The sequence below is a fragment of the Devosia sp. J20-27 genome (genome assembly GCF_055808595.1).
This window is the reverse complement of sequence record NZ_CM147875.1, coordinates 3,550,592-3,575,853: the sequence shown is the minus strand read 5'-3', so window position 1 is coordinate 3,575,853 and position 25,262 is coordinate 3,550,592. Positions and strand designations below refer to the sequence as shown.

The following is a 25,262-nucleotide window of genomic DNA, read 5'->3' as shown; positions in this document are numbered from 1 at the left end:
CGGCCCGGCGGTTTTGGGGCAAGAACGGGGTGGAATTCCAAACATGGACAAGACTGTTATGAAGTTTTTGCGCAAGCGCCTGTCGCTGCTGATCGTCGCGATCCTTGCCGTGACCATGGGTGCATCGGCCATGCCGGCTGCCGCCCAGGAGATCGCTCCCGAGCATCTGACCCTGGCCCGCGAGTACATCGACCTCACCGACAAGGGGAATGTCTACGAGGGGATGCTGATCTCCACGGCGGTCGAAACGATGAAGACCATCATCGCGCAGAACCCGGAACTGGTGGAGCAGACCGACTCTGCGATCACCAAGACGCTGGATAGCTACCGCGACAAGAAGGGCGACCTGCTCGACCAGTTCGCGCGAGTCTACGCGCTGACCTTCTCCCCGGATGAATTGCGGGTCATCGTCGATTTCTACAAGAGCGATATCGGCCAGAAGCTGGCGACGGCCAATGCCACAATCAACGACCGCATCCAGACGGTCGTCGGCGTCTTCAACTCCAATCTGCAGCGCGAGTTCTACGCCAAGGTGCGCGCCGAGCTGAAGGCTGCCGGTTTCGACGTCTGATCTGCCGCGCGCGACTTCTTTGAGACCCCGCCCTTGTGCGGGGTCTTTTGTTTGGTGCTAGAACCTCTCCGTCAAACGAGGAGTCTTCGACGTGTCCGACGCATACGATCTGGTGGTCATTGGAGCAGGATCCGGCGGCGTGCGGGCGGCGCGCATGGCGGCGACCTATGGCGCCAAGGTTGCGATCATCGAGGAATATCGCGTCGGCGGCACCTGCGTGATCCGCGGTTGCGTGCCCAAGAAGCTCTTCGTCTATGCCTCCCGCTTCTCCGACATGTTCGACATTGCCTCGACCTTTGGCTGGACGGTGGACGCCAGTTTCGACTGGCCGACACTGCTGGCCAACAAGGACAAGGAGATCGACCGGCTCGAGAGCGCCTATGTCGCGGCCCTCGAGGGGCCGGGTGTCGAACTCATCCGCGACCGCGCCGTCGTCACCGGGCCGAACAGCGTCAAGCTGGTCAAGCTAGGGCGGGAACTGTCGGCCAAGTACATCCTGGTCGCCACCGGCGGGCATCCCCATATCCCCGACATTCCGGGCCGCGAACTGGGCATCACCTCCAACGAGGCATTCCACCTCGAAAAACTGCCCCATTCCATCCTGATTGAAGGCGGCGGCTACATCGCGGTCGAGTTCGCCACCATCTTTGCCGGTCTGGGCGTGCACACAACCATCGTCTATCGCGGCGAATGCCTGCTTCGCGGCTTCGACGAGGACATGCGGCATGGCCTCGAGGCCGGACTGACCGAGCGCGGCATCAAGATCATCTATCAGACCACCATCGCCTCCCTGCGCAAAGCGGGCGACGATGTGGTGGCCACCTTCAGCGACGAGGTCGAGGCGCCCTATGGCGCCGTCATGTTCGCCACCGGCCGCCGCGCCAACTCGCACGGCATCGGCCTGGCCGAAATCGGCGTCAAGCTGAAGGCCCAGGGCGCTATCGAGGTGGATCAGTACTCCCGCAGCACGGTCCCCTCCATCTATGCCGTGGGCGACGTCACGGGGCGGGCCGCGTTGACGCCGGTCGCCATTCGCGAGGGCGCTGCCTTTGCGGCGACGGTGTTCAACGACACGCCGACGGTGGTCGATCATTCGCTGATCGGCACGGCCGTCTTTGCCGAGCCCGAACTCGCCACCATCGGCCTGACCGAGGCGGAAGCGGCGACCCATGATGATATCGATGTCTACCTTGCCCGCTTCCGGCCGATGATCAACACCCTGTCGACACGCACCGAGCGCGTCATCTTCAAGCTCATCACCGAGGCCAACGGGGGCAGGGTGCTCGGCCTGCATGTGCTTGGCCACGGCGCCGCCGAAATGGTCCAACTCGCGGCCATCGCCATCGGCATGAAGGCCAGCAAGGCGGACTTCGACCGCGCCATCGCCATGCATCCTACGGCGGCCGAAGAGCTGGTGACCTTCAAGGCTCCGAGCTACGTCTATCGGAACGGCACCAAGCAGACCTGAGGACGGCCGGGTTACCCTGCAACCAATTGAGGCTTGGCATTGCCGCGTTGGGTTGGTAGACCGCCGCTCCTATGGATGGAGCGCGTGACATGAGCGACTGGACCCCGAAAAGCTGGAGAGACAAGCCGATTTCTCAGGTCCCGGCCTATCCGGACACCGTGAGATTGTCGTCGGTCGAGGCCCAGCTCGCCTCCTTCCCGCCGCTGGTGTTTGCCGGCGAGGCGCGCGAGCTCAAGACCCATCTGGCCGAAGTTGCCAACGGCAATGCCTTTCTGCTGCAGGGTGGCGACTGCGCCGAAAGCTTCGCCGAGCATGGCGCCGACCACATCCGGGACTTCTTCCGCGTCTTCCTGCAGATGGCCGTGGTCCTGACCCACGGCGCCAGCAAGCCAGTGGTCAAGGTCGGCCGCATTGCCGGCCAGTTCGCCAAGCCGCGCTCCTCCGACACCGAGACCATCGGTGGCGTCACACTGCCGAGCTATCGGGGCGACATCATCAACGATATCGCCTTCAGCGAGGCCTCGCGCGTGCCCGATCCGGAGCGCCTGCTGCTGGCCTACCGCCAGTCTGCAGCCACCCTCAACCTGCTCCGTGCCTTCGCTTCCGGCGGCTATGCCGACCTGACCCGCGTCCACGAGTGGACCATGGGGTTCATGAAGGACTCCAAGGCCTATCCTCGCTTCGAGGAACTGGCGACCAAGATCGATGACGCCATCGACTTCATGCGCGCCCTCGGCCTGACGCCGGAAAATACCCCGGCCATGCGCGAAACCCGCTTCTATACCAGCCACGAAGCGCTGCTGCTGGGCTATGAGGAGGCGCTGACCCGCCGCGACTTCATCTCCGGCGACTACTACGCGACCTCCGGCCATATGCTCTGGATCGGCGATCGCACCCGGCAGCCCGATGCGGCTCATGTCGAGTACTTCTCCGGCATCCGTAATCCCATCGGCATCAAATGCGGGCCAAGCCTGGCCAGCGACGACCTGCTCAAGCTGCTCGACCGGCTCAATCCAGACAACGAGCCGGGCCGGATCACGCTGATCGGCCGCTTCGGCGCCGAAAAGGTCAATGACCACCTGCCGCGGCTCATCGAGACCGTGCAGAAGGCCGGTGCGACGGTCGTCTGGTGCTCCGATCCGATGCATGGCAACACCGTCAAGGCCTCTTCGGGCTACAAGACGCGTCCGTTCGATCTCATCATGTCCGAAGTGCAGTCGTTCTTTGCCGTGCACCGGGCGATGGGCACCTATGCTGGCGGCATCCACATCGAAATGACCGGCGACGACGTCACCGAATGCACCGGTGGCGGCGTGGCGGCGATTACCGAGGCCGGCCTGCAGGATCGCTACCACACCTATTGCGACCCGCGGCTCAATGCGTCGCAGGCGCTGGAACTGGCCTTCCTCGTTGCCGAGGAGATCCGCTCGCAGCGTCCGGCGCGGGAGATCCGGGCCGCTGAGTAACGGCTTTCTTTCTGCGAGAGCCTGGCAATTTAGCCAATATTAACCCTAACAAGGCCTAAATGATCTCGCGTATCCGAGTTTCGAGGTCATGATGTTGCGTTCCGTTTCACTGGCTGCCGTCCTGGCGGCAATTGGCCTTTCGACGCCGGCACTCGCCGCCGACTGGGGCGGGGACCTGCGCGACAGCTACCCCGATAGCTGGGCCCTCGAGGAAGACAGCCCGATCGCTGTCGAACTGGGCGCCCGCTACTGGTACTCGATGGGCCAGCACAACATGCGGGTCACCAACCAGGATTATTCTTCCACCGACACCACCCACGTGGTCGAAGGCGTGCTGCGCGTCGAGGAAGTGGCGACCGGCTGGTACGGCAAGGGCATTGCCGGCTATTCGGCGGTGATCAGCAACAACTACACCACGCCCTCGGGCAGCGGCCATCTCGAGTCCGGCGAGGTGCGCTACTACGGCGCCGATATCGGCTGGCGCGCTTTGGGCAACGAAACGCTCAGCAGCGGCGGCTTTGTCGGCTACCAATACTGGAACGACTCCCCGGATATGGGGCGCGAGAACTTCACGACGTCCAGCGGCGGCGGCAACAGCGAGCCGAACAAGATCGAGTACCACATGCTGCGCATGGGGCTTTCGAGCAAGGCCAATTTCGGGGAAGTCTTCGACATCACGGCAGAAGCTGCCTTCATCCCTTATGCGATGGTGAACGGTAGCTACGGTGCATTCGTCCATCCGACCTACGCTGGCGCCTTCGTCGCCGGCTCGTCCGGCACGCTGGGTGGCTGGCTCTACGGTGCGTCGGCAGAGGTCATGGCTCGTGTTCACCCGGACAAGAACTGGACGCTCGGCGTCGGTGCCCGCGCCTGGTACCTCACGGGTGAAGCTGACTTCACCTTTGAAAGCCGCGATGGCGGCACGCCATCCAGCCAGGTCAACTACATCACCAAGACCCAGCAGTTCTCGACCTTCCGCTACGGCCTGCTCGGTGAGGTCAGCTACAAGTTCTAGCGGCAGGGAGCGCCTTGCTCTCACCAGGGTGAGAGGCTAAGTCTTGCCGCGGTTTTACCCAGCAAGAGCCCCTCAGTGACCGACAGACTTCGCATCGCGCTGGCGCAGCTCAACCCCACGGTTGGCGCGCTCAAGGCCAATCTGGCGCTTGCCCGGCAGGCCCTGACCGATGCCGTCGGTGCGGGCGCCGACATCCTGCTGTTCTCCGAACTGTTCCTGACCGGCTATTTCCCCGAGGACCTGCTCGAAAAGCCGCAATTTGTCGCCGACGCCATGGCTGCCGCGCACGAGCTTGCCGCAGCCACGGCGGGGACAGCGGTCAGCGTACTACTGCCCAGCGTCTGGCGTGACGGCGACAAGCTCTATAACGCCGTCCTCCTGGCCAAGAATGGCGAGGTCGTTGCCGTCCGCTACAAGCGCGAACTGCCCAACGACGACGTGTTCTTTGAAAAGCGCTATTTCACCGCCGGGCCGCTGGCCGAGCCGATGACCATCAAGGGCGTCTCGGTCGGAGTCCCGATCTGCGAGGACATCTGGCACCCCAATGTCTGCGCGCATCTGGTCGATCAGGGGGCGCGCATCCTGCTGTGCCCGAACGGCTCGCCCTACTGGCGCAACAAGGACGCCATCCGCAAGAAGCTGGTGAAGGCGCGCGTGCATGAAGACAACGTCCCCATGCTCTATCTCAACCAGGTCGGCGGGCAGGATGAACTGGTCTATGACGGCGCCAGCTTTGCCGTCGAGCCGGGCGGGCGCCTCGTTATCCAGGGCAAGAGCTGGGAAAGCGAACTCATCATCTCGAACTGGGCGCTGACCGACAACGGCTGGCGCTGTACCGATCCGCATGTCACCGACCTGACTTCGGTCAACGAGACGCCGTGGCGCGCCTGTGTCCTCGGCTTGCGCGACTATTGCCGCAAGAACGGCTTCAAGGACGTGGTCCTCGGCCTTTCGGGCGGCATCGACAGTGCCGTGGTCGCCGCCATGGCGGTGGATGCGCTGGGGCCCGAGCATGTGCACTGCATCATGCTGCCTTACCGCTACACGTCCGAGGCCAGCCTCGTCGATGCCAAGGGCTGTGCCGACTACCTCGGCGTCCGCTATGACATCGTGCCGATCGGCGGACCGGTGGATGCGGCCCTGCAGGAACTGCAGCCGGTCTTCGGCAATCGGCCGCTCGACCTCACCGAGGAAAATATCCAGTCGCGCATGCGCGGCGTCTATCTGATGGCCGTCTCCAACAAGCTCGGCTCGCTGCTGCTGACCACCGGCAACAAGTCGGAAATGGCCGTCGGCTACGCCACCATCTATGGCGACATGAACGGCGGCTTCAACCCGATCAAGGACCTGCTCAAGATGCGGGTCTATGAGCTGGCGGCCTGGCGCAATGCCAACATGCCCGGCGACTGCTACGGGCCGGGTGGCATGGTGATCCCGCAGGCCATTATCGACAAGGCGCCCAGCGCCGAACTGCGGCCCGACCAGACCGACCAGGACTCGCTGCCGCCTTACCCGATCCTCGACGAGATTCTCGAAGGTCTGGTCGAGAACGAACTCTCGGTCGAGGCCATCGTCGCCAAGGGGCAGGGGCGCTTCGACCGTGCGCTGGTCAAGCGCATCGAGAAGCTACTCTACATTGCCGAATACAAGCGGCGGCAATCGGCGCCGGGCGTCAAGATCTCGGTCAAGGCGTTCGGCCTCGGACGCAAGTACCCCATTACCAACGGCTATCGCGACGAGACCGGCGCATGACCGGCACTGTCGTCCGCTACGCGCCGTCGCCGACCGGCTACCTGCACCTCGGCAACGCCCGCCCGCTGCTGCTGAACTGGATCTTTGCCGCGGCCCGCTCGGGGGATTACATCCTGCGGCTCGACGACACCGACACGGCCCGCTCCACCGAGGCTTTTGCCCAGGGCATCGAGGAGGACCTGGCCTGGCTCGGCGTGACGCCTTCGGCAAAGGTCCGGCAGTCCGAGCGCACCGCACTCTATGACGCGGCCCGCGACAGGCTGACTGCCGCCGGCAGGCTCTATCCCGCCTACGAGACCGAAGATGAACTCGGTCGCCGTCGCGCCCGCGCCCGCGCCATGGGCAAGCCGCCAATCTACGACCGCTCCGCGCTCAATCTGACCGAGGCGCAGAAGGCCGCCTTCGAGGCCGAGGGCCGACGGCCGCACTGGCGTTTCAGGCTGGACGGCAAGCCGGTCCACTTCGACGACATGATCAAGGGGCCACAGACGGTCAACACCGCCTCGATGTCCGACCCGGTGCTGATCCGCGAGGACGGGTCCTATCTCTATACCCTGCCGTCGGTGGTCGATGACATCGACCTGGGCATCACCCACATCATCCGCGGCGAGGATCACGTCTCCAATACCGGCACCCAGATCGAGATCATCGAGGCGCTCGGCGGCAAGGTGCCGTTCTTCGCCCACCACAACCTGCTGACCGGCGCCGATGGCGAGGGCCTGTCCAAGCGCCTCGGGTCGTTATCGCTGGCCGACCTGCGCGCCGCCGGCTACGAGCCGCTCGCGGTGGCCCTGGCGGCGGTGCTCACCGGCACCAGCCTCGCCGTCGAGCCTTACCCAGACCTCGCCGCAGTCGGTCAGGCCCTCGACCTGTCGATGATCTCGCACGGCCCGGCGCGCTTTGACCCGGCCGAGCTCGATACCCTGAATGCCCGCATCCTTCACGCCATGAACTATGAAACGGCCCGCCCGCGTCTTCAGGCCCTGCAGCTCGACAGCGAGCCGCTCTGGCTGGCGCTGCGCGAGAACCTTTCAAAGTTCAGCGATATCAAGGATCTGGCAGTTCTGGTGCACGGACCGGTCGAAGCCGTGATCGCCGACGAGGACCGGGAGTTCCTGACGCAGGCCAAGGACATGCTGCCCCTCGAGCCGTGGGACGCCGGCACCTGGGCGCTGTGGACAGGGGTCCTCAAGGAAAAGACCGGCCGCAAGGGCAAGGCGCTGTTTCACCCGCTCCGTCTGGCGCTGACCGGACGCGAGCAGGGGCCCGAACTCAAGTCCCTGTTGCCGCTGTTGGGGCGTAAGGCGTGTCTGGACCGACTACCCTGACGCGCTTGTCGCCGAACTGTACGATGCGTTCCGACTGAGCACTGGCGATCGGTGCCACCGGCACCGGCTTGGGTGTTTCCCCTGGTGCGGCCGGCCGGCGGCGCGGCAACGGCACTTGAACGAACATCGATGTGTCGAGCGCCACGGTGGTGATCTGCGCTTGCTGGCCACGCGGATCGCGCACCGGCAGTGGAAAATCGAGGCCGTTATAGTTGATCATGGCGCGCGATGATCCGTCCGCGGTCGCAATCAGCGTCACCGAACCGAAGGTATTGGTCTGCTTGCAGGTGGCGGTCTTGTCGATCTCGGTGCGGAAGCGGAAGGCATTGGGCAGCGCCGTGTAGGGCTCGCCATAGACGTTGACCATCTGCTCAACCTCCTGCCCGGGATTGTCGTAATAGTAGAGGTCGACATCAAGCGTCGGGCACTGCGACCGGCAGGCCTCGAGGTCGTTCTGCACATAGTCGGTGAGGGTCGAGTAGCTGATCGGCCAGTAGAAGCCGTCGGACTTGCGCACGCAGAGCGTCCGCACCGTATGGTAGCCGCCGAACGGCTCGAACTCGCCGCCGCGCAGCCCGCCATCGCCATCAAACCTGTCGCCAAGCGCGTCAAACAGCTGCTCGAACAGGTTGCCGCGGCTGCGGCCGCCGGAAATGAGCTGGCCGTTCCGGTCGATCACCCGCGCACGTGAGCCGTTACCGCAATTGAAGCGCGCCATTTCCTGCAGGATGGCTTCGCGCTGCTGGGCGATGGCATTGCCGGTTTCCAGCGTGCGCGACATGTTGGCCACTTCCTCGCGACCAGTCGTGATCTCCCGGGCCAGTGCCCGGCACTGCTGGCTCAGCCGACGTCCGGCCTTGGCGTCGTCATTGCAGCCGCCGCGGATATAGGCACTTTCATTGCGCTGCACCTGCCTTTGCAGGCTGCGGGCGGCGCCGGCGCCATCCAGCGACGTCTGGTAGGCGCGATTGCGCTCAAGCGTCTGCAGCGTGGCGGACAGCTGATTGCAGCTGGACGATTGGGCAAACGCCGTCGCGACATCGAGCATCAGCATCGCCATTCCGGTCAGGAGGAGAAGGGCAAAGCGCAAGGCGATGTTCGAGGCTGATGACATGTGCATTCTCTAGCTGCCGCTGTCCTGGCGTTTCAATGCGCCCAAAGCGAGACGGTGCGGCCCGTTACCTTGACCTTTAGCACATAGTGCGACTGCGTTAAGACCGCCTTGAGCATGTGTGATAGCGTCGCATCACCAACCTGTGAGCATCAGAAGGACGTTCGTGATCCTGTGCACCGATGCCAACGCCTGCAATCGGCATTAGGCTCCCAATTGCAGCAGCGTCACTGGCAAGATCATGAAATATCTTGCAAAGCTGCGAGACTGACAGGCCGTCCCCAAATGGAGCTCCCCCGATGTCCCTTTCGAAATTTGCCGGCGTCTTCGCCGCCGGTGCCATGATCGCCAGCCTTGTCGCCGGCGCAGTTGCCCAGGATGCAATGGTCGATCCGGCGCTCGCCACGATGACCCCCGAACAGCTCGTTGAAATGCGCCAGGATGCCATGAAGGAAAATGGCGGCCTGATGCGCGGCGCTGGCAGCCTGAGCGGGGACGAGGCGGTCGCGGCGGCCGATACGCTCATCAAGAACTTCGCCAATTTCCCGGCCATGTACCCTGAAGGGTCGATCCTCGGTGACTCCAAGGCGCTGCCGGCCATCTGGGAAAACAAGGAGGCCTTCGACGCCATCTTCGCCAAGGCACTGGCTGGCGCCAACGACATGAAGACCGCAGCTCTTGCCGGTGACACCGCGGCTTATGGTGCGGCCCTCAAGACGATCGGCGCGACCTGCGGCGAGTGCCACCAGACCTTCCGCGGCAAGTAATCTCCAGCCTTTGCCGAGGGGCGATCCCACCGGGTCGCCCTCCGGCCAGGTCCTCTGACCCTCCCGGTCCGCGCCCCCTTGGCCCGCGGCCGGTGCATGCACCGCTTTGCCCGGACTCCCGATAGCGCTTGATTTCACGGGCCGTTGCAGTCAGATTGCGACCATGAAAACCACGGCGCACCGCGCGATCTGCATTATCGGTTGCATCATTATCCGCTAACTTCGGTCGGCGGCGCGGTTTTCTTCATCTCCAGTTTGTCACCCGAAGAGCCCGCTGCCAGCGTCAATCTGTCTGGCTTGGGGAACTGTCATGGACGTCAAACTGCGGCTCTACAACACGCTGACGCGTGAAAAGGCCGTTTTCGAGCCCATCGATGCAGACAACGTCCGCCTCTATGTGTGCGGGCCGACAGTCTATGACTATGCCCATATCGGCAATGCCCGCCCGGCCATCGTCTTTGACCTGCTTTTCCGGCTGCTGCGCCACGTCTACGGCGCCGGCCACGTCACCTATGTGCGCAACATCACCGACGTCGACGACAAGATCAACGCCCGCGCCGTCCGCGATTTCCCCAAACTGCCGCTCAACGAGGCGATCCGCGAAGTCACCGAGAAGACGGCCCTGCAATATATGGCCGATGTCACGGCGCTGGGCTGCCTCGAGCCGACGGTGCAGCCGCGGGCCACCGAGAATATCGCCGAGATGCAGCAACTGATCGCTGCGCTGATCCAGCGCGGCAACGCCTATGAGGCGGGTGGCGAGGTGCTGTTCGACGTCGGCTCGATGCCCGACTACGGCCAGCTCTCGGGCCGCAACCTCGACGACAACCTGGCCGGCGCCCGCATTGCCGTCGATGCGCACAAGCGCAGCCCCGCCGATTTCGTGCTCTGGAAGCAATCGTCTCCGGACGAGCCGGGCTGGGACAGTCCCTGGGGCAGGGGCCGTCCGGGCTGGCACATCGAGTGCTCGGCCATGAGCGAACGCTATCTCGGCCAGGTCTTTGACATCCACGGCGGCGGCCTCGACCTGATCTTCCCGCACCACGAGAACGAAATCGCACAGTCTCGCTGCGCCCATGGCACCCATGCCATGGCCAACGTCTGGATGCACAATGGCTTTCTGCAGGTCGAAGGCCAGAAGATGTCAAAGTCGGTTGGCAACTTCATCACCATCAACGAGCTGCTGGCGACAGAAAAATTCGGCGGCCGCAAATGGCCGGGCGAGGTACTGCGCCTCGCCATGCTGATGACCCACTATCGCGAGCCGATCGATTTCTCGGTGGCGCGGCTCGAGGAGGCGGAAAAGAAGCTGCGTGACTGGCAGACGATCGCCGCCGCCGCTCGCCATGCCGAGACCACGCCGCCGGATGCTTCGGTGATCGATGCCCTCTCGGACGACCTGAACTTCCATCGTGCCTCGGTCGCTCTCGACGTCATCGCCCGCAAGGCGGCACGCGGCACCGAGACCGCCGTCGAATGCCTGGCCGCCACGCTGCTGTTTTTCGGTTTCACCCTCGACAGCCTGCTGCAGGCCGAGACCACCGACATCGACACCGCCGTCATCGAGACGGCCATCGCCGACCGTCTCGCCGCCTTCCAGGCCAAGGACTTCGCCAGGGCCGACGAGATCCGCGCCGACCTCCTCGCTCAGGGTATCCAGCTGATGGACTCCAAGAACGAGGTCGGAGAGCGCGTGACCAAATGGGAGGTCAAGCGGTGACCGCCAGCCAACCAGACCTGCCGCTGTCCCCTTCTCCCCTTGCGGGAGAAGGTGCCCGAAGGGCGGATGAGGGGTATGCCCCAACGCTCTCGGAAGTTCCTTTTGCAGCGCGCAACGAGAGCACCGCAGACCCCTCATCCGGCGCTGCGCGCCACCTTCTCCCGCAAGGGGAGAAGGGAGGCGGGCACCATCGGAGGTTGCGGCCGTTCAATCGTGGCGCGGCACGTCGTCTTCGCCGGACGCAGACTCCGCAGGAACAGAAGCTTTGGGCCATATTGCGGGACCGCCGCTTCGCCGCTTTCAAGTTTCGCCGCCAGGTCCCAATCGGTCCCTACATCGCGGATTTTGCATGTTTCTCTCGGCGATTGATCGTCGAGCTTGACGGTTCGCAGCATGCCGCATCCGTGCGCGATCGGGCGCGCGATACGTGGTTCCGTGCTGAAGGGCTGCGCGTCCTTCGCTTCTGGAACAACCAGGTTGATTTCGAAGCCATTTCTGTCGCCGATGCCATCTGGCACGCCCTGCAGGAGCGCGCGTCATGAGTGCCATTCTCGATCACGTCGGCCTGAAGGTTTCCGATTTCGATCGGTCCTTTGCGCTCTATCGCGAGGCGCTGGCGACGCTGGGGATCGATGTGCTGGCCGACATGAGCTTCGGTCGCGATCGGGTTGCCGGCTTTGGCAAGGAGCACCCGACGTTCTGGATTTCCAACGGCGCTGATGCGCGGGGCGAGACGCACGTCGCCTTCACAGCGGCCAGCCGGGCCCAGGTCGAGGCGTTCTATTCGGTCGCGTTGTCGATGGGGGCCCGCGACAATGGCGCGCCGGGGCTGCGCGCCCAGTACCATCCGCACTATTTCGGCGCCTACGTGCTCGACCCCGACGGCAACAATATCGAGGCGGTGTGCCATGCCCCCGAATGAGACCGCGGCGCCCGAGGATCTGACCGGCGGTTGCCAGTGCGGTGCGGTGCGTTTTCGCATCGGTCGTGTCGGTCGCGCCACCATCTGCCACTGTCGCATGTGCCAGAAGGCCTTCGGCAGCTTTTTCGGCCCGCTGGTGTCCAGCTTCGATGTGGTCTGGACCCGCGGCGCGCCGAAATATTTCGAGAGTTCGGACAAGATCAGGCGCGGCTTCTGCGGCAATTGCGGTACGCCGCTGACCTACGAGGAAATCCATCGGCCGCCCGAGCAGCAAATCGAGATCGCCATCGGCGCCTTCGATGATCCGACACGTGTGGCGCCGGTCATGCAGGTCAACATGGCGGACAAGCTGCCGTTCTTTGATGGCCTGACCTCACTGCCGGTCCGCACCGAATACCCGCCCGACTGGGTGGAGTTCATGCGCACTCTCACCAGCCACCAGCATCCCGACCATGACACCGATGCGTGGCCGCCCGGAGGAGCATCGAAGTGACCGACCTGCGCACCTTCTATCCCGAGATCGAGCCCTATGCTTCGGGCTGGCTGGATGTCGGCGATGGCCACCAGATCTACTGGGAGCGGATCGGCACGCCCGGCGCCAAGCCGGCGGTCTACCTGCATGGCGGTCCCGGCGGCGGCATGTCGCCGAGCCAGCGGCGCGTCTTCGACCCGGCGCGCTACGATGCGCTGCTGTTCGACCAGCGCGGCTGCGGCAAGTCCAAGCCGTTTGCCTCGCTCGAGCACAACACCACCTGGGACCTCGTCGGCGACATCGAAAAGCTGCGCGAGATGGTCGGCGTCGACGAGTGGCTGGTGTTCGGCGGCTCCTGGGGCTCGACCCTCGCCCTGGCCTACGCCCAGACCCATCCCGAGCGTGTCAGCGAACTGGTGCTGCGCGGCATCTTCACGCTGCGGCGTGCCGAACTGCTCTGGTACTATCAGCACGGCGCCTCGCTGCTCTTTCCCGACAAATGGGAACGCTTCGTCGCCCCCATTCCCGAGGCCGAGCGCGGCGACCTGATGGCGGCCTACCGCAAGCGTCTGGTCGATCCCGACCGCGACATCCGCCTCAACGCCGCCCGCGAATGGGCGCGCTGGGAGGGCGAAACCATCACCCTGCTGCCCGAGTCATCGGTGAGCAACGCCTTCTACGATCCGGAATACGCGCTGGCCTTCGCCCGCATCGAGAACCATTACTTCGTCCACGAAGGCTGGATGGAGGAGGGGCAACTGATCCGCGACGCGCACAAGCTGCGCGATATTCCCGCGGTCATCGTGCAGGGGCGCTATGACATGGCCTGTCCGGTGCAGACGGCATGGGACCTGCACAAGGCCTGGCCGGAGGCCGAGTTCATCCTGGTGGAGGGGCAGGGCCACGTGCTCAGCGAGCCCGGCCTGCTGCACCACCTGATCATGGCCGCCGACCGCTTTGCCAGGGGAGAGTTCATATGAACTGGTCGGGAGGCTGCCAGTGCGGCGCCGTTCGCTATCGCTTCACCAGGAAGCCCGAGGGCGCCCACATCTGCCACTGCCGCATGTGCCAGAAGGCGTTCGGCGCCTTCTACGCGCCGCTGGTGGGAGGCCCCAAGGAGACATTCGAGGTGACGCGGGGCGAGATCGCCTATTTCCGCTCCTCCGACCTCGTCGAGCGCGGCTTCTGCCGCGATTGCGGTACCCCGCTCTCGTTCGTGCACATTGGTGGTGGCTGGATCAGCATCTCCATCGGCTCGCTCGATGACCCGGAGGCCTTTCCACCGATCGACCAGCACGGCACCGACAGCCGCATGAGCTGGGCCAATGACCTTGGCGCGCTGCCCGACGTGCCCTCGATCGAGGACCGCCACCCGACGTCGGCGGCCGCCATCGCGGCCTCCAACCACCAGCATCCCGATCATGACACGGCCGTCTGGCCACCCACCGAGTAAGAGTTATGCCCAAGGAACGCCTCTACCTGTTCGACACCACACTTCGCGACGGCGCACAGACCGCCGGGGTCGAGTTCTCGCTCGAGGACAAGATCTCGATTGTTGCCCTGCTCGAGGAGATTGGCGTCGACTATATCGAGGGCGGCTTTCCGGGCGCCAATGTCATCGACGACCAGTTCTTTGCCGAAAAGCGCACCCAAGCGGCGACCTTCACCGCCTTCGGCATGACCAAGCGCTCCGGCCGTTCGGTCGGCAACGATCCGGGCGTGCAGTCCGTCCTCAATTCAAGCGCCAGCGCTGCCTGCTTCGTCGCCAAGACCTCGCCCAAACAGGTCAAGGTCGCGCTCGGCATCTCGCTCGACGAAAATCTCAAGAGCCTGCGCGAAACCGTTGCCGCCGCTGTCGCTTCCGGCAAGGAGGCATTGATCGACTGCGAGCACTTCTTCGATGGCTTCAAGGAAGACCCCGACTATGCGCTCAAATGCGTGAGCACGGCGCTCGCCGCCGGAGCGCGCTGGGTCGTACTCTGCGACACCAATGGCGGTACCATGCCGTCCGAGGTCGAGGAGATCGTGGGTGCGGTGCTCAAGGTCGCTCCCGGCGACAGGATCGGCATCCATGCCCATGACGATACCGGCCAGGCCGTGGCCAACTCGCTGGCCGCGATCCTGGCGGGCGTGCGGCAGGTGCAGGGCACGCTGAACGGCATCGGCGAGCGCTGCGGCAATGCCAATCTCGTCACCCTGATCCCGACCCTGCTGCTCAAGCCCGCCTTCGCCGACCGCTTCGAAACCGGTATCAGCGCCGAAAAACTGACCCATCTGACCCAGGTGTCGCGGGCCTTCGACGAAATCCTCAACCGCGCCCCGGCCCGGCAGGCGCCCTATGTCGGGGCCTCAGCCTTCGCCACCAAGGCCGGCATCCATGCCTCGGCGCTTGCCAAGGACTTCTCGAGCTACGAACATGTTCCGCCCGAGAGCGTCGGCAACGAGCGCTCCATCATGGTCAGCCAGCAGGCCGGCAAGTCCAACCTGCTGACCGCCCTCAAGCGCCATGGCATCGATCTCGCCAAGGACGATCCGCGCCTGGAAAAGCTGCTCAAGACCGTTAAGGAACGCGAGGCACGCGGCTATTCCTACGATGGCGCCGATGCCAGCTTCGCCATCCTGGCGCGCCGCGTGCTCGGCACCTCGCCGAAATTCTTCGACGTCGAAAGCTATCGCGCCAGCGTCGAGCGCCGCCACAACGCGCAGGGCAAGGAGATCACCGTCACCGAGGCCGTGGTCAAGATCGTCGTCGACGGCGAGCGCCTGATGTCGGTGGCCGAGGGCAACGGCCCGGTCAACGCTCTCGATACCGCCATGCGCAAGGACCTCGGCAAATATTCCGATCGCATCGGTGACCTCGAACTGGTCGACTTCAAGGTCCGTATTCTGGACGGCGGCACGGGCGCGGTCACCCGTGTACTGGTCGAAAGCCGCGATAACACCGGCGAGCGCTGGTACACTATCGGCGTCTCGCCCAACATCATTGATGCCTCATTCGAGGCACTTTATGAATCCATTACCTATAAGCTGATGAAGACTGAGGCAGGAGCCTCGGCCGCCTGATCCGCACGCCGCTCCTGCCTCTCTACCGGGAGAACGGCTTTGGCATCGTCCAACAGGACGCTCTGGATGACCTTTGCGGCGGCGGCCGGCACGCTGGTCGTCGCCTGCCTGGTTGTCGCCGGTCCCGCCTTCCTGCGCTGCGCCGACAATCCCGATGGTCTGCTGGCCTGTCTGCGCCAGGACATCGTCGAAATCGGCCTGCTGCCGCCGGCCGAGCCGGAGCTGCCCGAGCCTGCCGCGCCGCTGGCTCCCGCCGTCCCGGCGGAGACAAACCCCGCCGACCCTGACCCCAACCTGGTGCGCGTCGAGCCTGATGGCCATGTCATTGTCGCGGGCACGGCGCAGCCCGGCATCGAGGTCGAAGTGTTTGCCAACGGCAATCTCGTCGGCAAGGCCATGGCCGAAGCCAGCGGCGACTGGGTGGTCGTGCCCGACCGGCCACTGGCGGTCGGGACGGTCGAGATCACGGTCGGCATCACCGGCTCCAACGCCCGCTCGCCGCACAGCTTTACGGTGGTCATCCCCGAAGACAGGACATCGAGCCCCGTCATCACCTCGTCGACCGCCCCGGAGGCCGGGCCATCAACACCCTCCACCGGGCCCGCGCCGCCGGTCGAGCCTGCACCTGCACTGTCTCCAGAACCCGACCAGGACGCTGATGTGTCGCCGGCGGCTCCCGTCGCTCAGCCTGTTGCAACTCCAGCTGTCGGCGATGCGCCGCCGATGGTGACAGCGGATGCCGAAGCGGTAGCGCTTCCTCAGCCTCAGCCTCAGCCTCAGCCTCAGCCTCAGCCTCAGCCTCAGCCTGCGCCTCAGACCGAGCCCGCATCTCAGACCAAGCCTCAAGTTCAGTCTGAGCCGCAGCCGCCAACAGCGCCGGACACTCCGGCGATTGTCGTCGCCGAGGCGGATCCGGCACCCGCTGGTCGGTCGCCGGGCCCGGCTGTCGTCCAGGAACCAGTCGCCAACCCCGAGGTCGCCAGGCCCCAGGACGCGAAGCCCGAGACCAGGGCTCCCGAGACCGTCGAGCCCACTCCGGTCGCGCCAACTGCCGCCCAGAGCGCGCCAACGTCGGAGCAGCGGCGCATGAAGACGCCGGCCGCCGGAACGTCCGGGATTGCCGACCCCACGCCTCAAGAGGTGCCGGCTTCAGCAGCTGTGCCTGTGGTCGCTGCGCCGGAGCCCAAGACCACCGCTGAGGCCCCGCCGGCTGGCCCGGAACTGACGACTCCGGCGCCAGATATGGAGACACCGTCACCGCATCCGGCCGAGGCTCCCGAGACATCGCCGCAACCTGCCGCCGCGCCCGCCGCGCCCGTCGCGCCCGACATGCGCCTCGCCGAAGCGGTACCGGAAGACCCGACGCCCGATTCCACCACGCCCATGACGCCGGTGCCGGACCAGCCGCCGAGCATCGATGCCATCGAGATCGATGGCGGCGCCAACTTCTTTGCCGGGGCAGGGCCCGAAGGCGCCACGGTCGAGCTCTTCGTCCAGGACAGGTTCATCGCCTCGGCGAAGGTGGAAGGCGGACGCTGGCTGATCGAGGCGGAGGGCGTCCTCACCCTGCCGCGGCAACGCATCCGCATCGACCTCTACCAGCCGCAGCAAGGGACAAAGTCGGCCAGCGCGGCGGTCAACTTCGTTATCGATGTCCCGCCGCCGGCGGTCGAGATCGACATCAGCGGCGCTGGCGCGGCGCAGACCGGCGCCAGCGGTTCCGCAAGCGCAGCCGTGGACTTGGCCGCCGCCGTTGAATCGGAACCTGAGCCCGACGCGGACGTGCCGACCCTCCACGGCGTCCCCACCGCCGATCCCGCCATGCTGCGCTTCAAGTCCGGCAAGGCCATCATTCGCCGGGGCGAGACGCTGTGGGCCATTGCCCGGCGCGTCTATGGCGATGGCAGCCAGTACCAGCGGATTTTTGACGCCAACCGGGCGGTGATAACCCGGCCGGGCCGGATTTTCCCCGGTCAGGTCTTCGATCTGCCGCCGCTGCAGCCCGCCGATAGCGGGAACTAGTCGACAAGGCAGCTTGCGCCCCTTCCCAAGTTCTTCTATCGCTGTTCAACGATGAACGAAAACGCCATGCAAGACGAGGATCTGGCAAATGTCATGCGCGCACTGGGGCACCCCGTGCGGCTGAGCATCTTGCGCATTCTTGCCGAAAAGCAGGCCAACAGCTGCTGCTGTACCGACGTTACCCAGTGTCTGCCGCTGGCCCAGTCGACCGTCAGTCAGCACATCAAGGTTCTGCTCGACGCCGATCTCGTCGTGCGCGAGGCCCGCGGCACGCGCAATTGCTACAAACTGCGCGAGGACCGTCTCCGGTCGCTCGGCGCTGCCACCAACGGCCTGTTTCAGGGACTGATCTCCGACATTTCGGTGCCCTACAGGACCATAGAAACGGCCTGATATGTCTTCAGATACGGCTGGCAAGCAGCCCACAGTCGATGCCGACGATAGCAACCTATTGCAGACGGTGCGCAATCTGTGGGGCTATATGTGGCCCGACGACCGGCCAGACCTGCGGCTGCGCGTCGTCCTCGCCATCGGCGCCCTGCTGCTCTCCAAGGTTGCCACGACGCTCATTCCCTTTGCCTATAAGGGCATTATCGACAGCCTCGACGGCACCGCGCCTGACAGCACGCTGATCCTCGGCCTCGCCGTGCCGATCGTGCTGGTCATCGCCTATGTGCTGGGCAACGTCATCGATGCCGGGTTTCAGCAGTTGCGCGATGTGCTGTTTGCCAGCGTCGGCCAGAATGCTGTGCGCAAGCTGGCGCTGCGCACCTTCCACCACATGCACCGCCTGTCGCTGCGCTTCCATCTGGCGCGCCGCACCGGCGGCCTCAGCCGTGTCATCGAGCGCGGCACCAAGGGCATTGAAACCATTGTGCGTTTCACCATGCTCAACATCGCGCCCACGATCGTCGAGTTCGCCATCACGGCGGTGATCTTCGTCTGGATGTTCGGCATCAGCTATCTGGGCGTGCTGATCGCCACGATCTGGGGCTACCTGTTCTTCACCATCAAGGCGTCGAACTGGCGTATCGGCATTCGCCGCGACATGAACCATTCCGACACCGATGCCAACGGCAAGGCTATCGACAGTCTGCTCAACTACGAGACGGTCAAGTACTTCGCCAACGAGAAGATGGAGGCGGACCGCTACGACGCCTCCATGGCCGGGTACGAGCGCTCCGCCATCCGCATCTGGACCTCGCTGGGCGTGCTCAACTTCGGCCAGGCGGTCATCTTCTACGGCGGCTTCCTGGTCATCGGCGTCATGGCGATCAACGGCGTTCTGGCCAGGACGCTGACGCTGGGCGATTTCGTGCTGCTCAACACCTTCCTGATGCAGATCTACCGTCCGCTCAACTTCATCGGCTTCGTCTACCGGGAACTGCGCCAGGGCCTCACCGATATCGAGGAGATGTTCAAGCTGCTCGACCAGGACCCCGAGATCGTCGACAAGCCGGGCGCCAGGCCGCTCGCCGTCACCGGTCCGGTGATCCGCTTCGAGAACGTCACGTTCAGCTACGATCCCGACCGTGCCATTCTCAAGGGCGTCAGCTTCGAAGTGCCCGCCGGCAAGACCGTCGCCATTGTCGGGCCCACGGGCGCCGGCAAATCCACCATCTCGCGGCTGCTCTATCGCTTTTACGACGTCACCGGTGGTGCCATCACCATTGATGGCCAGGATCTGCGCGACGTCACCCAGGAAAGCCTGCGCTCCTCGATCGGCATGGTCCCGCAGGATACCGTGCTGTTCAACGACACCATCGGCTACAATATCGAATATGGCCGCCCCGGCGCGACCATCGACGAGGTCCGCGAAGCGGCCGCCATGGCTCAGGTCGGCCCCTTCATCGACACGCTGCCCAAGGGCTACGATACACCTGTGGGCGAGCGCGGCCTCAAGCTCTCTGGCGGCGAGAAACAGCGCGTGGCCATCGCCCGCACCATCCTCAAGCAGCCCTCCATCCTCATCCTCGATGAGGCCACCTCGGCCCTCGATACCAAGACCGAGCGTGACATCCAGTCAGCGCTCGACGTGGTCTCGGCCAACCGCACCACTGTCGTCATCGCGCACCGCCTCTCCACTGTGGTCAAAGCCGACGAGATTCTGGTGCTGCGCGAAGGGGTGATTGCCGAACGCGGCAACCATCAGGATCTCCTGGCTCAGGAGGGGCTCTACGCCCAGATGTGGAACCGCCAGCGCGAGGCCACCGAGGCCGAGGAGAAGCTGCTCCAGACCGCCAACGATCCCGACGGCTTCGTCAAGCGCGGCCTGCCGGCAGCGGAGTAGAGCAGGGGGCACCGCTGGTGCTAGGGCTCCAGCGGCACGGTGTGCCGGCCTAACCAATCCTGCAGCACCTCTTTTACGAAAGTCTTTGCCTCCAGGTGCTCGTAGATGAACTGCTCCAGTTCATCATTGGTCGCGTCAATTTCGAGGCCATTGAGGGCAAGGAAGATTTCGGCGCAAGCATAGGCTACTCGTTTGTTGCCATCGACGAACCCGTGGTTCATGGCGAGGCTCTCCCACAGTGCGGCAGCCTCCTCGACAATGGTAGCATAGTAGCCCGTCTGCGGCCGCAGCAGAGCTGACTCAACCAGTCCAAGGTCGCGAACGCCTTCGGCACCTCCAAAAGCCTCGATCAGCCTGGCATGGATATGCAAGACCATCTTCGATGGTCAGATAGGCATTCACCCTGGGCTACTTTGCCAGTGCTTCATAGAGTGACTTGCGACGCTGAATGCTGCGTTCCAGAAGCTGTTCGACAAGCGGTCTGACGCTAGGTGCACCGGCCCGTGCCAAAGGGTCGGCATGGTGTTCCTGCGACATCAGAACCGCCACGTCACAGCCATTTTTCGTGATGTGAACCGGTTCTGCTTGGGCCAATTCCAGGATTTGCCCGAACTTGTTCTTTGCGTCAGTCGCAGTGAAATCGGCCATGAGTGACCTCAACTAGCTATTTCAGCTAAAATAGGCGATGCCGCCAGCGTTCGGAAAGCGATAAAAAGGCCCGCATCGCTGCGGGCCTTTGCATTTGGTCGGGAGCAGGGCCTATTCGGCCGCCTGCCGTGACACCACGGTCACGCCATCCTGCTCGGTCTCGACCAGTCCCGAACCATCCGCGCCGATATACTTGGCGGCGGAGTCGGCATCTGCCGGGATCTCGATCCTGGCTCCCTCCGGAGTAACCGCAGTCTTGCGGCCCAGAAGCTTGCCGAAAAAGCCGGCGATCGAGGCCCAGATCCGCATCGCCGAAGCGCCGATCACATGCGGAGCAGTCAGCATCACCGGCACCATCACCAGCGTCAGGGCGGTGGACACGAAGAGGCCCGAGACCAGCGCCGCCGACAGGTGGACGAACCATGACCCGGCGATACCCCCGACCACGACCTCGCGGCGGATGAAGTCGAACTCGATGTTGAGCGCCATCGGGATGACACCGAGCGCCGTCACCGTCGCGGTGAGCAGCACGGGCCGCACACGCTGGCTGGCCGTGATCAGCATCGCCTTGATCGGCTCGACATGATCGTCACGGCGATAGTGGTTGTAGGTATCGATCAGAACGATGCCGTTTTTCACCACGATGCCGGCCAGTGCCACGATGCCGAGACCCGTCATGATCGCCGAGAAGCTCATCCCCGTGACCATCATGCCCAGCAGCACACCCGCCAGCGACATGATCACCGTCGTGAGCGTCACCACCACCTGATAGAAGCTGTTGTACTCCAGCAGCAGGATCAGGAAGATCAGGAACATCGCTGCGCCGAACGCCGAAACGATGAACGCGTTGGTGTCGTCGATCTGCTCTTCGGCGCCGCCATAGACGATCTTGACCGAAGACGGCCAGGTCTGCGTCGCTTCCCAGGCCTGCAGGGTCTTGATCTTCTCGTCGGCCGCCACGTCGGGCTGCAGGTTGGCCGCCACTGACATCGCATAGACGCCGTTGTGACGGGTGATGTTGGCGACCTTGGGCACAGCCTTGCGCTCGAGGAAGTTCGACACCGGGATCAGGCCCTGCGAGGTCACGATCCGCAAGGAGTCCAGCGTATCGAAGGTGCGCTCCTCGATCGGCAGGCGAACCCGGATTTCGAGTTCGTCCGTCGCATCGTCGGGCCGATAGGTCCCGAGCTTCACGCCCGAGGTCACCAGCTGCACATAGGGGCTGAGCTCGCGCACGCCGATGCCGTACTTGGCCGCTTCGACGCGATCGATCGTTACCTGCCAGTCGATGCCCGGGGACGGACGGCCGTCCTCGACGTCGATGGTCTGGCCAAGCTCGTTCTCGACGTAGTCACGCAGCTTGGTGACGGCCGGCAGCAGCTCTGCATAGACAGTCGACTCGACGCGCAGGTTGATCGCCTTGCCGGCCGGCGGGCCGTTCTCCTGGGCAGCAATCTGCACCTGAAGGCCGGAAATGTCCTTCACCCGCTCACGGATGTTCTGGAAGATTTCCTCGGCCTTGACGCGGTCGTTCCACGGCAGCAGCTGCAGCTGGAACTGGCCGATGGTGTCCGGCGGACCGCCATTGCCGCTGAGCCCGCTGCTGCCGCCGCCAAATGTCATGATGACGTCCTGGATGCCTTGCACCTGCAGGATCTCTTTTTCCACCTCGACCAGGAAGTCGCGGATCTCGTTGGGCGAGTAGTTGCCGCGCGCCACCACGTTCACGGTACCGAACTCGGCTTCCGAAGCTGGGAAGGCCTCGGCCCCGGTCGGGTTCATGCCATAGGCGACGAAGATACCGATGACGAGACCGAAGCCCACCGTCAGGGTGAGGATCGGGTGCCGGATCAGCGTCTGCAGGATGCGCACATAGCCGCCGGTGAAGCCCTTGACCTTGTTCACTTCGAACTTGTCCGGATACATGACAATGTCCGCAGCTTCCTTGGCCTTGGGGTCGACATGGGTCGAGGCGATGATTGCGCCGATGATCGGCATGAACACCAGCGCCGACAGCAGTGACGCGATCATCACCACGATCACGATGATCGGCAGGTAGCTCATGAACTTGCCGATGATGCCCGGCCAGAACAGCAGTGGCACGAAGGCGCCCAGCGTCGTGAAGGTGGCCGAAACCACCGGTATGAACATCTTGCGCGCCGCCATGATGAAGGCGTCCTTCTTGGGCACGCCTTCCTGCAGCTTTCGTTCGGCATATTCCACGACCACGATCGGGTCGTCGACGAGCACACCCACCGCCAGCACCAGGCCGAACATGATCATCATGTTGATGGTCATGCCCAGCATCTGCACCACGAGGAACGCGATCATGAACGAGATCGGGATCGAGGTGCCGATCATCAGGGCAGGGCGCACACCCAGCGTCGCCACACAGGTGATCATCACCAGCGCCACGGCGGTCAGCACCGCTGCTTCCAGCGACCGGAACAGGTCCTTGGTCGAGTCCGCCTGGTCGATCAGGAAGCTGTGGCCGATGCCGCTTGGCCAGTCGGCCGTGAAGGCAGTCGTCCGGGCCCGCACGTCATCGGAGATGTCGATGACATTGGTGCCCAGCTTCTTGATCACGCCCAGCGTGATCGCCGGCTTGCCATTGACGTGCGCGTATTCGGTCGCGTCCTTGAAGGTGCGGGTAATGGTGGCCACGTCGCCGAACGTCACCACCGTGTCGCCGTCGGTCTTCAGCGGCAGGTCGTAGACGTCCTTGGCAGTGGTGATCAGGCCCGGCACTTCGACGTTGAACGAGCCGTTGCCGGTGTCCAGCGTACCGCCGGCAACCACCATGTTGTTCTTGGCGAGTGCGTCGAAGAGCTGGCTCGCCGTCAGGTTATAGGCGTCGAGCCGGTTGTTATCGATGGTGACAGCCAGCAGTTCGTCGCGCGAGCCCGACAGCGTCACGCTCTGCACGGTCGGAATGCTCTCGAGTTCGTCCTGCAGGTCCTTGGCGCGCTGCACCAGGGTGCGCTCGGGCACATCGCCATAGACCGCCACCGAGATCGTCGGCATGTTCGAGAATGAGATTTCCGTCACCGTCGGCTCGGTGGCGTCGTCGGGCAGTTCGCTCGAGACGCCGTCCAGCTTGGCGCGAATATCGGACAGTGCCTTGTCCTTGTCGGCATTCACGTTGAATTCGAGAAATACCGAGACATGGCCGGTGGTCGAGGTGGAGGTATAGTTCTCCAGCCCCTCGATGTCTTTGATGCGGTCCTCGATCGGCTTGGCGAGCAGGCGCTCCGCGTCGCCCGGTGCCACGCCGGTCTGGCTGGTCGACACATAGAAATACGGGATGTCGATTGCCGGGAAGCTCTCCTTGGGCAGCGTCGTATACGCCCCGAAGCCTGCCACCAGCAGCAGCACCATAACCGTCAGAACAACCCGCGGCATGCGCAGGATGCGTTCGAGAAAATCCATCATGATTGGGCGCCCTCAGCCATGGCTTCCGTGGCGACATCAGTCGCCGACACATTCGTTGCATTCACGGTCTGGCCGGCCGTGACAAAGTCCTGGCCAACGGTAATCACGTCCACCGTGGCCGGCAGTCCGGTCACCCAGACGCCGTCACGCGTGTCCTGCAGAATGGTGATCGGGTAGAACGCCACCTTGCTGTTTTCGACGGCCCGCACGCCCAGGCCGCCGTTTTCATCGAGCGTCAGCACCGACTGCGGCAGCAGATGCGCCGGGGCGGTACCGACATTGACCACCGCCTCGGCGGTCAGGCCGTCAAGCACCTTGCCGTCGGCATTGGGAATTTCGATCTCGGCAGGGAACGAGCGGGTCGCATCGTCGGCGACCGACGAGACATAGCTCACCTTGCCCTCGACCGAGGCGCCGGTGACGGTCTTGACCGTCGCGGTCAACCCGACCTTGGCGTAATTGATGCGGGCTTCCGGCACCTGCGTCTTGAACAGCATCGGATCGAGCTGAACGATGGTGGCGCAGGGAGCCGACGGGCCTGCCATGCTGCCGACATTGGCCAGCGGCGCCTGAACGACGCCGGAAATGGTGGCTTTCACTTCGGTGCGGCCGAGTTCGGTCGTCGCATTGTCGAGTGCTGCCTGGGCCTGCTTGAGCGCTGCTTCCAGCTGCAATCCGCTATTGGCGGGCGCGAGACCCTTCTGGCGGAGCGCGGCGTTGGAATCGAGAGCGCTCTGGGCGGTGGCCAGCGCCGCTTCGGCCTGCGCCACTGCTGCCTGCCGATCACCGGGATCGAGCTGGCAGAGCACGTCGCCCTCGGCAACAGTCTGGCCTTTGGTGACCAGCACCTTCTGCACAGTGCCCGACGTCTGCGGCACCACCGACACCAATGTCTTGGCCTCGGTGCGGCCGCGCAGCGGCACTTCGATGGACATGGGCTGCACCGTGTAGGTCACAGTGCGGACCGATTGTGCCGGAGCGCTTGCGCCCGAAGTCTCGGCGACGCGTTCGGCGATCGTCAGGTGCGGATCGGGGCCATCGCCATGATGCACCTCGGCCGTTTCGGCATCCTTGTCGATCAGCGAGATGATCGGCTTTTCACCATTGCCCGGGCCGTTGCCGCCGATCACCAGCGTCCCGGTCGATAGCCAGGCGCCGATACCAATCACGATCAGCCCGGCAACGCCGTAGGAATAAATCGCTCGCATTCAGAAA

The 25,262-nt window shown here is 64.2% G+C and carries 22 protein-coding genes; 17 read left to right on the top strand and 5 right to left on the bottom strand.

The window, feature by feature from the left end; genetic code table 11:
* Positions 1-43: 43 nt before the first annotated feature.
* From AC0L4C_RS17695 to gltX, 6 genes are all read left to right on the top strand, one after another.
* Positions 44-571 (top strand): DUF2059 domain-containing protein, encoded by a 528-nt coding sequence (locus AC0L4C_RS17695; protein ID WP_473401034.1) that lies wholly within the window; start codon positions 44-46, stop codon positions 569-571.
* Between the two features lie 91 nt (positions 572-662).
* Positions 663-2,039, top strand: coding sequence for a glutathione-disulfide reductase (gene gorA / locus AC0L4C_RS17690; RefSeq protein ID WP_473401033.1), 1,377 nt, complete (start codon positions 663-665; stop codon positions 2,037-2,039).
* An 89-nt stretch (positions 2,040-2,128) separates the two neighbouring features.
* On the top strand, positions 2,129-3,505 hold the full coding sequence (locus tag AC0L4C_RS17685) for a class II 3-deoxy-7-phosphoheptulonate synthase (RefSeq protein WP_473401032.1): 1,377 nt from the start codon (positions 2,129-2,131) through the stop codon (positions 3,503-3,505).
* Between the two features lie 88 nt (positions 3,506-3,593).
* Positions 3,594-4,520 carry a hypothetical protein gene (locus AC0L4C_RS17680; protein ID WP_473401031.1) on the top strand — a complete coding sequence of 309 codons (927 nt, stop codon included), beginning with the start codon at positions 3,594-3,596 and terminating at the stop codon, positions 4,518-4,520.
* A gap of 75 nt (positions 4,521-4,595) precedes the next feature.
* Positions 4,596-6,272 (top strand): NAD+ synthase, encoded by a 1,677-nt coding sequence (locus AC0L4C_RS17675; protein WP_473401030.1) that lies wholly within the window; start codon positions 4,596-4,598, stop codon positions 6,270-6,272.
* Positions 6,269-7,600: a glutamate--tRNA ligase gene (gltX, locus tag AC0L4C_RS17670; RefSeq protein WP_473401029.1), complete on the top strand. Its 1,332-nt coding sequence runs from the start codon at positions 6,269-6,271 to the stop codon at positions 7,598-7,600. The genes AC0L4C_RS17675 and gltX overlap by 4 nt, the downstream gene beginning before the upstream one ends.
* Here the strand turns inward: gltX and AC0L4C_RS17665 are convergent.
* Positions 7,545-8,714, bottom strand: a complete 1,170-nt coding sequence (locus tag AC0L4C_RS17665) for a DUF2865 domain-containing protein (protein ID WP_473401028.1) — start codon at positions 8,712-8,714, stop codon at positions 7,545-7,547. The two genes, gltX and AC0L4C_RS17665, sit on opposite strands and share 56 nt — an antisense overlap.
* 296 nt (positions 8,715-9,010) lie before the next feature.
* Between AC0L4C_RS17665 and AC0L4C_RS17660 the strand changes: the two genes are divergently transcribed.
* The 11 genes from AC0L4C_RS17660 (at position 9,011) to AC0L4C_RS17610 (ending at position 19,967) form a co-directional block, all read left to right on the top strand.
* Positions 9,011-9,478 carry a c-type cytochrome gene (locus AC0L4C_RS17660; RefSeq protein WP_473401027.1) on the top strand — a complete coding sequence of 156 codons (468 nt, stop codon included), beginning with the start codon at positions 9,011-9,013 and terminating at the stop codon, positions 9,476-9,478.
* Positions 9,479-9,788: 310 nt separating this feature from the next.
* Positions 9,789-11,198, top strand: a complete 1,410-nt coding sequence (gene cysS / locus AC0L4C_RS17655) for a cysteine--tRNA ligase (protein ID WP_473401026.1) — start codon at positions 9,789-9,791, stop codon at positions 11,196-11,198.
* Positions 11,180-11,740, top strand: coding sequence for an endonuclease domain-containing protein (locus AC0L4C_RS17650; RefSeq protein WP_473401025.1), 561 nt, complete (start codon positions 11,180-11,182; stop codon positions 11,738-11,740). Before cysS ends, AC0L4C_RS17650 begins: the two co-directional genes overlap by 19 nt.
* 5 nt (positions 11,741-11,745) lie before the next feature.
* A complete protein-coding gene (locus AC0L4C_RS17645; protein WP_473403552.1) occupies positions 11,746-12,120 on the top strand; it encodes a VOC family protein in 375 nt (124 codons plus the stop codon).
* The gene (locus AC0L4C_RS17640) at positions 12,107-12,613 is read left to right on the top strand and encodes a GFA family protein (protein ID WP_473401024.1); all 507 of its coding nucleotides are present in this window, start codon (positions 12,107-12,109) and stop codon (positions 12,611-12,613) included. Before AC0L4C_RS17645 ends, AC0L4C_RS17640 begins: the two co-directional genes overlap by 14 nt.
* Positions 12,610-13,572, top strand: coding sequence for a prolyl aminopeptidase (pip, locus tag AC0L4C_RS17635; protein ID WP_473401023.1), 963 nt, complete (start codon positions 12,610-12,612; stop codon positions 13,570-13,572). Before AC0L4C_RS17640 ends, pip begins: the two co-directional genes overlap by 4 nt.
* Entirely contained in the window at positions 13,569-14,045 is a 477-nt protein-coding gene (locus AC0L4C_RS17630; protein ID WP_473401022.1) for a GFA family protein, read from the top strand. Before pip ends, AC0L4C_RS17630 begins: the two co-directional genes overlap by 4 nt.
* Positions 14,046-14,050: 5 nt before the next feature.
* Complete coding sequence (cimA, locus tag AC0L4C_RS17625; RefSeq protein WP_473401021.1) at positions 14,051-15,655, top strand: citramalate synthase; 1,605 nt, start codon at positions 14,051-14,053, stop codon at positions 15,653-15,655.
* A 39-nt stretch (positions 15,656-15,694) separates the two neighbouring features.
* Positions 15,695-17,677, top strand: a complete 1,983-nt coding sequence (locus AC0L4C_RS17620; protein ID WP_473401020.1) for a LysM peptidoglycan-binding domain-containing protein — start codon at positions 15,695-15,697, stop codon at positions 17,675-17,677.
* 66 nt (positions 17,678-17,743) lie between these two features.
* Entirely contained in the window at positions 17,744-18,070 is a 327-nt protein-coding gene (locus AC0L4C_RS17615; protein ID WP_473401019.1) for an ArsR/SmtB family transcription factor, read from the top strand.
* A 1-nt stretch (position 18,071) separates the two neighbouring features.
* Positions 18,072-19,967, top strand: a complete 1,896-nt coding sequence (locus AC0L4C_RS17610) for an ABCB family ABC transporter ATP-binding protein/permease (protein ID WP_473401018.1) — start codon at positions 18,072-18,074, stop codon at positions 19,965-19,967.
* 20 nt (positions 19,968-19,987) lie between these two features.
* Here the strand turns inward: AC0L4C_RS17610 and AC0L4C_RS17605 are convergent, their stop codons facing one another.
* The 4 genes from AC0L4C_RS17605 to AC0L4C_RS17590 form a co-directional block, all read right to left on the bottom strand.
* The gene (locus tag AC0L4C_RS17605) at positions 19,988-20,344 is read right to left on the bottom strand and encodes a type II toxin-antitoxin system death-on-curing family toxin (RefSeq protein WP_473401017.1); all 357 of its coding nucleotides are present in this window, start codon (positions 20,342-20,344) and stop codon (positions 19,988-19,990) included.
* Between the two features lie 31 nt (positions 20,345-20,375).
* Positions 20,376-20,615 (bottom strand): type II toxin-antitoxin system prevent-host-death family antitoxin, encoded by a 240-nt coding sequence (locus AC0L4C_RS17600; RefSeq protein ID WP_473401016.1) that lies wholly within the window; start codon positions 20,613-20,615, stop codon positions 20,376-20,378.
* A 111-nt stretch (positions 20,616-20,726) separates the two neighbouring features.
* The gene (locus tag AC0L4C_RS17595; protein WP_473401014.1) at positions 20,727-24,047 is read right to left on the bottom strand and encodes an efflux RND transporter permease subunit; all 3,321 of its coding nucleotides are present in this window, start codon (positions 24,045-24,047) and stop codon (positions 20,727-20,729) included.
* A complete protein-coding gene (locus tag AC0L4C_RS17590) occupies positions 24,044-25,255 on the bottom strand; it encodes an efflux RND transporter periplasmic adaptor subunit (RefSeq protein WP_473401013.1) in 1,212 nt (403 codons plus the stop codon). Before AC0L4C_RS17590 ends, AC0L4C_RS17595 begins: the two co-directional genes overlap by 4 nt.
* Positions 25,256-25,262 lie beyond the last annotated feature (7 nt).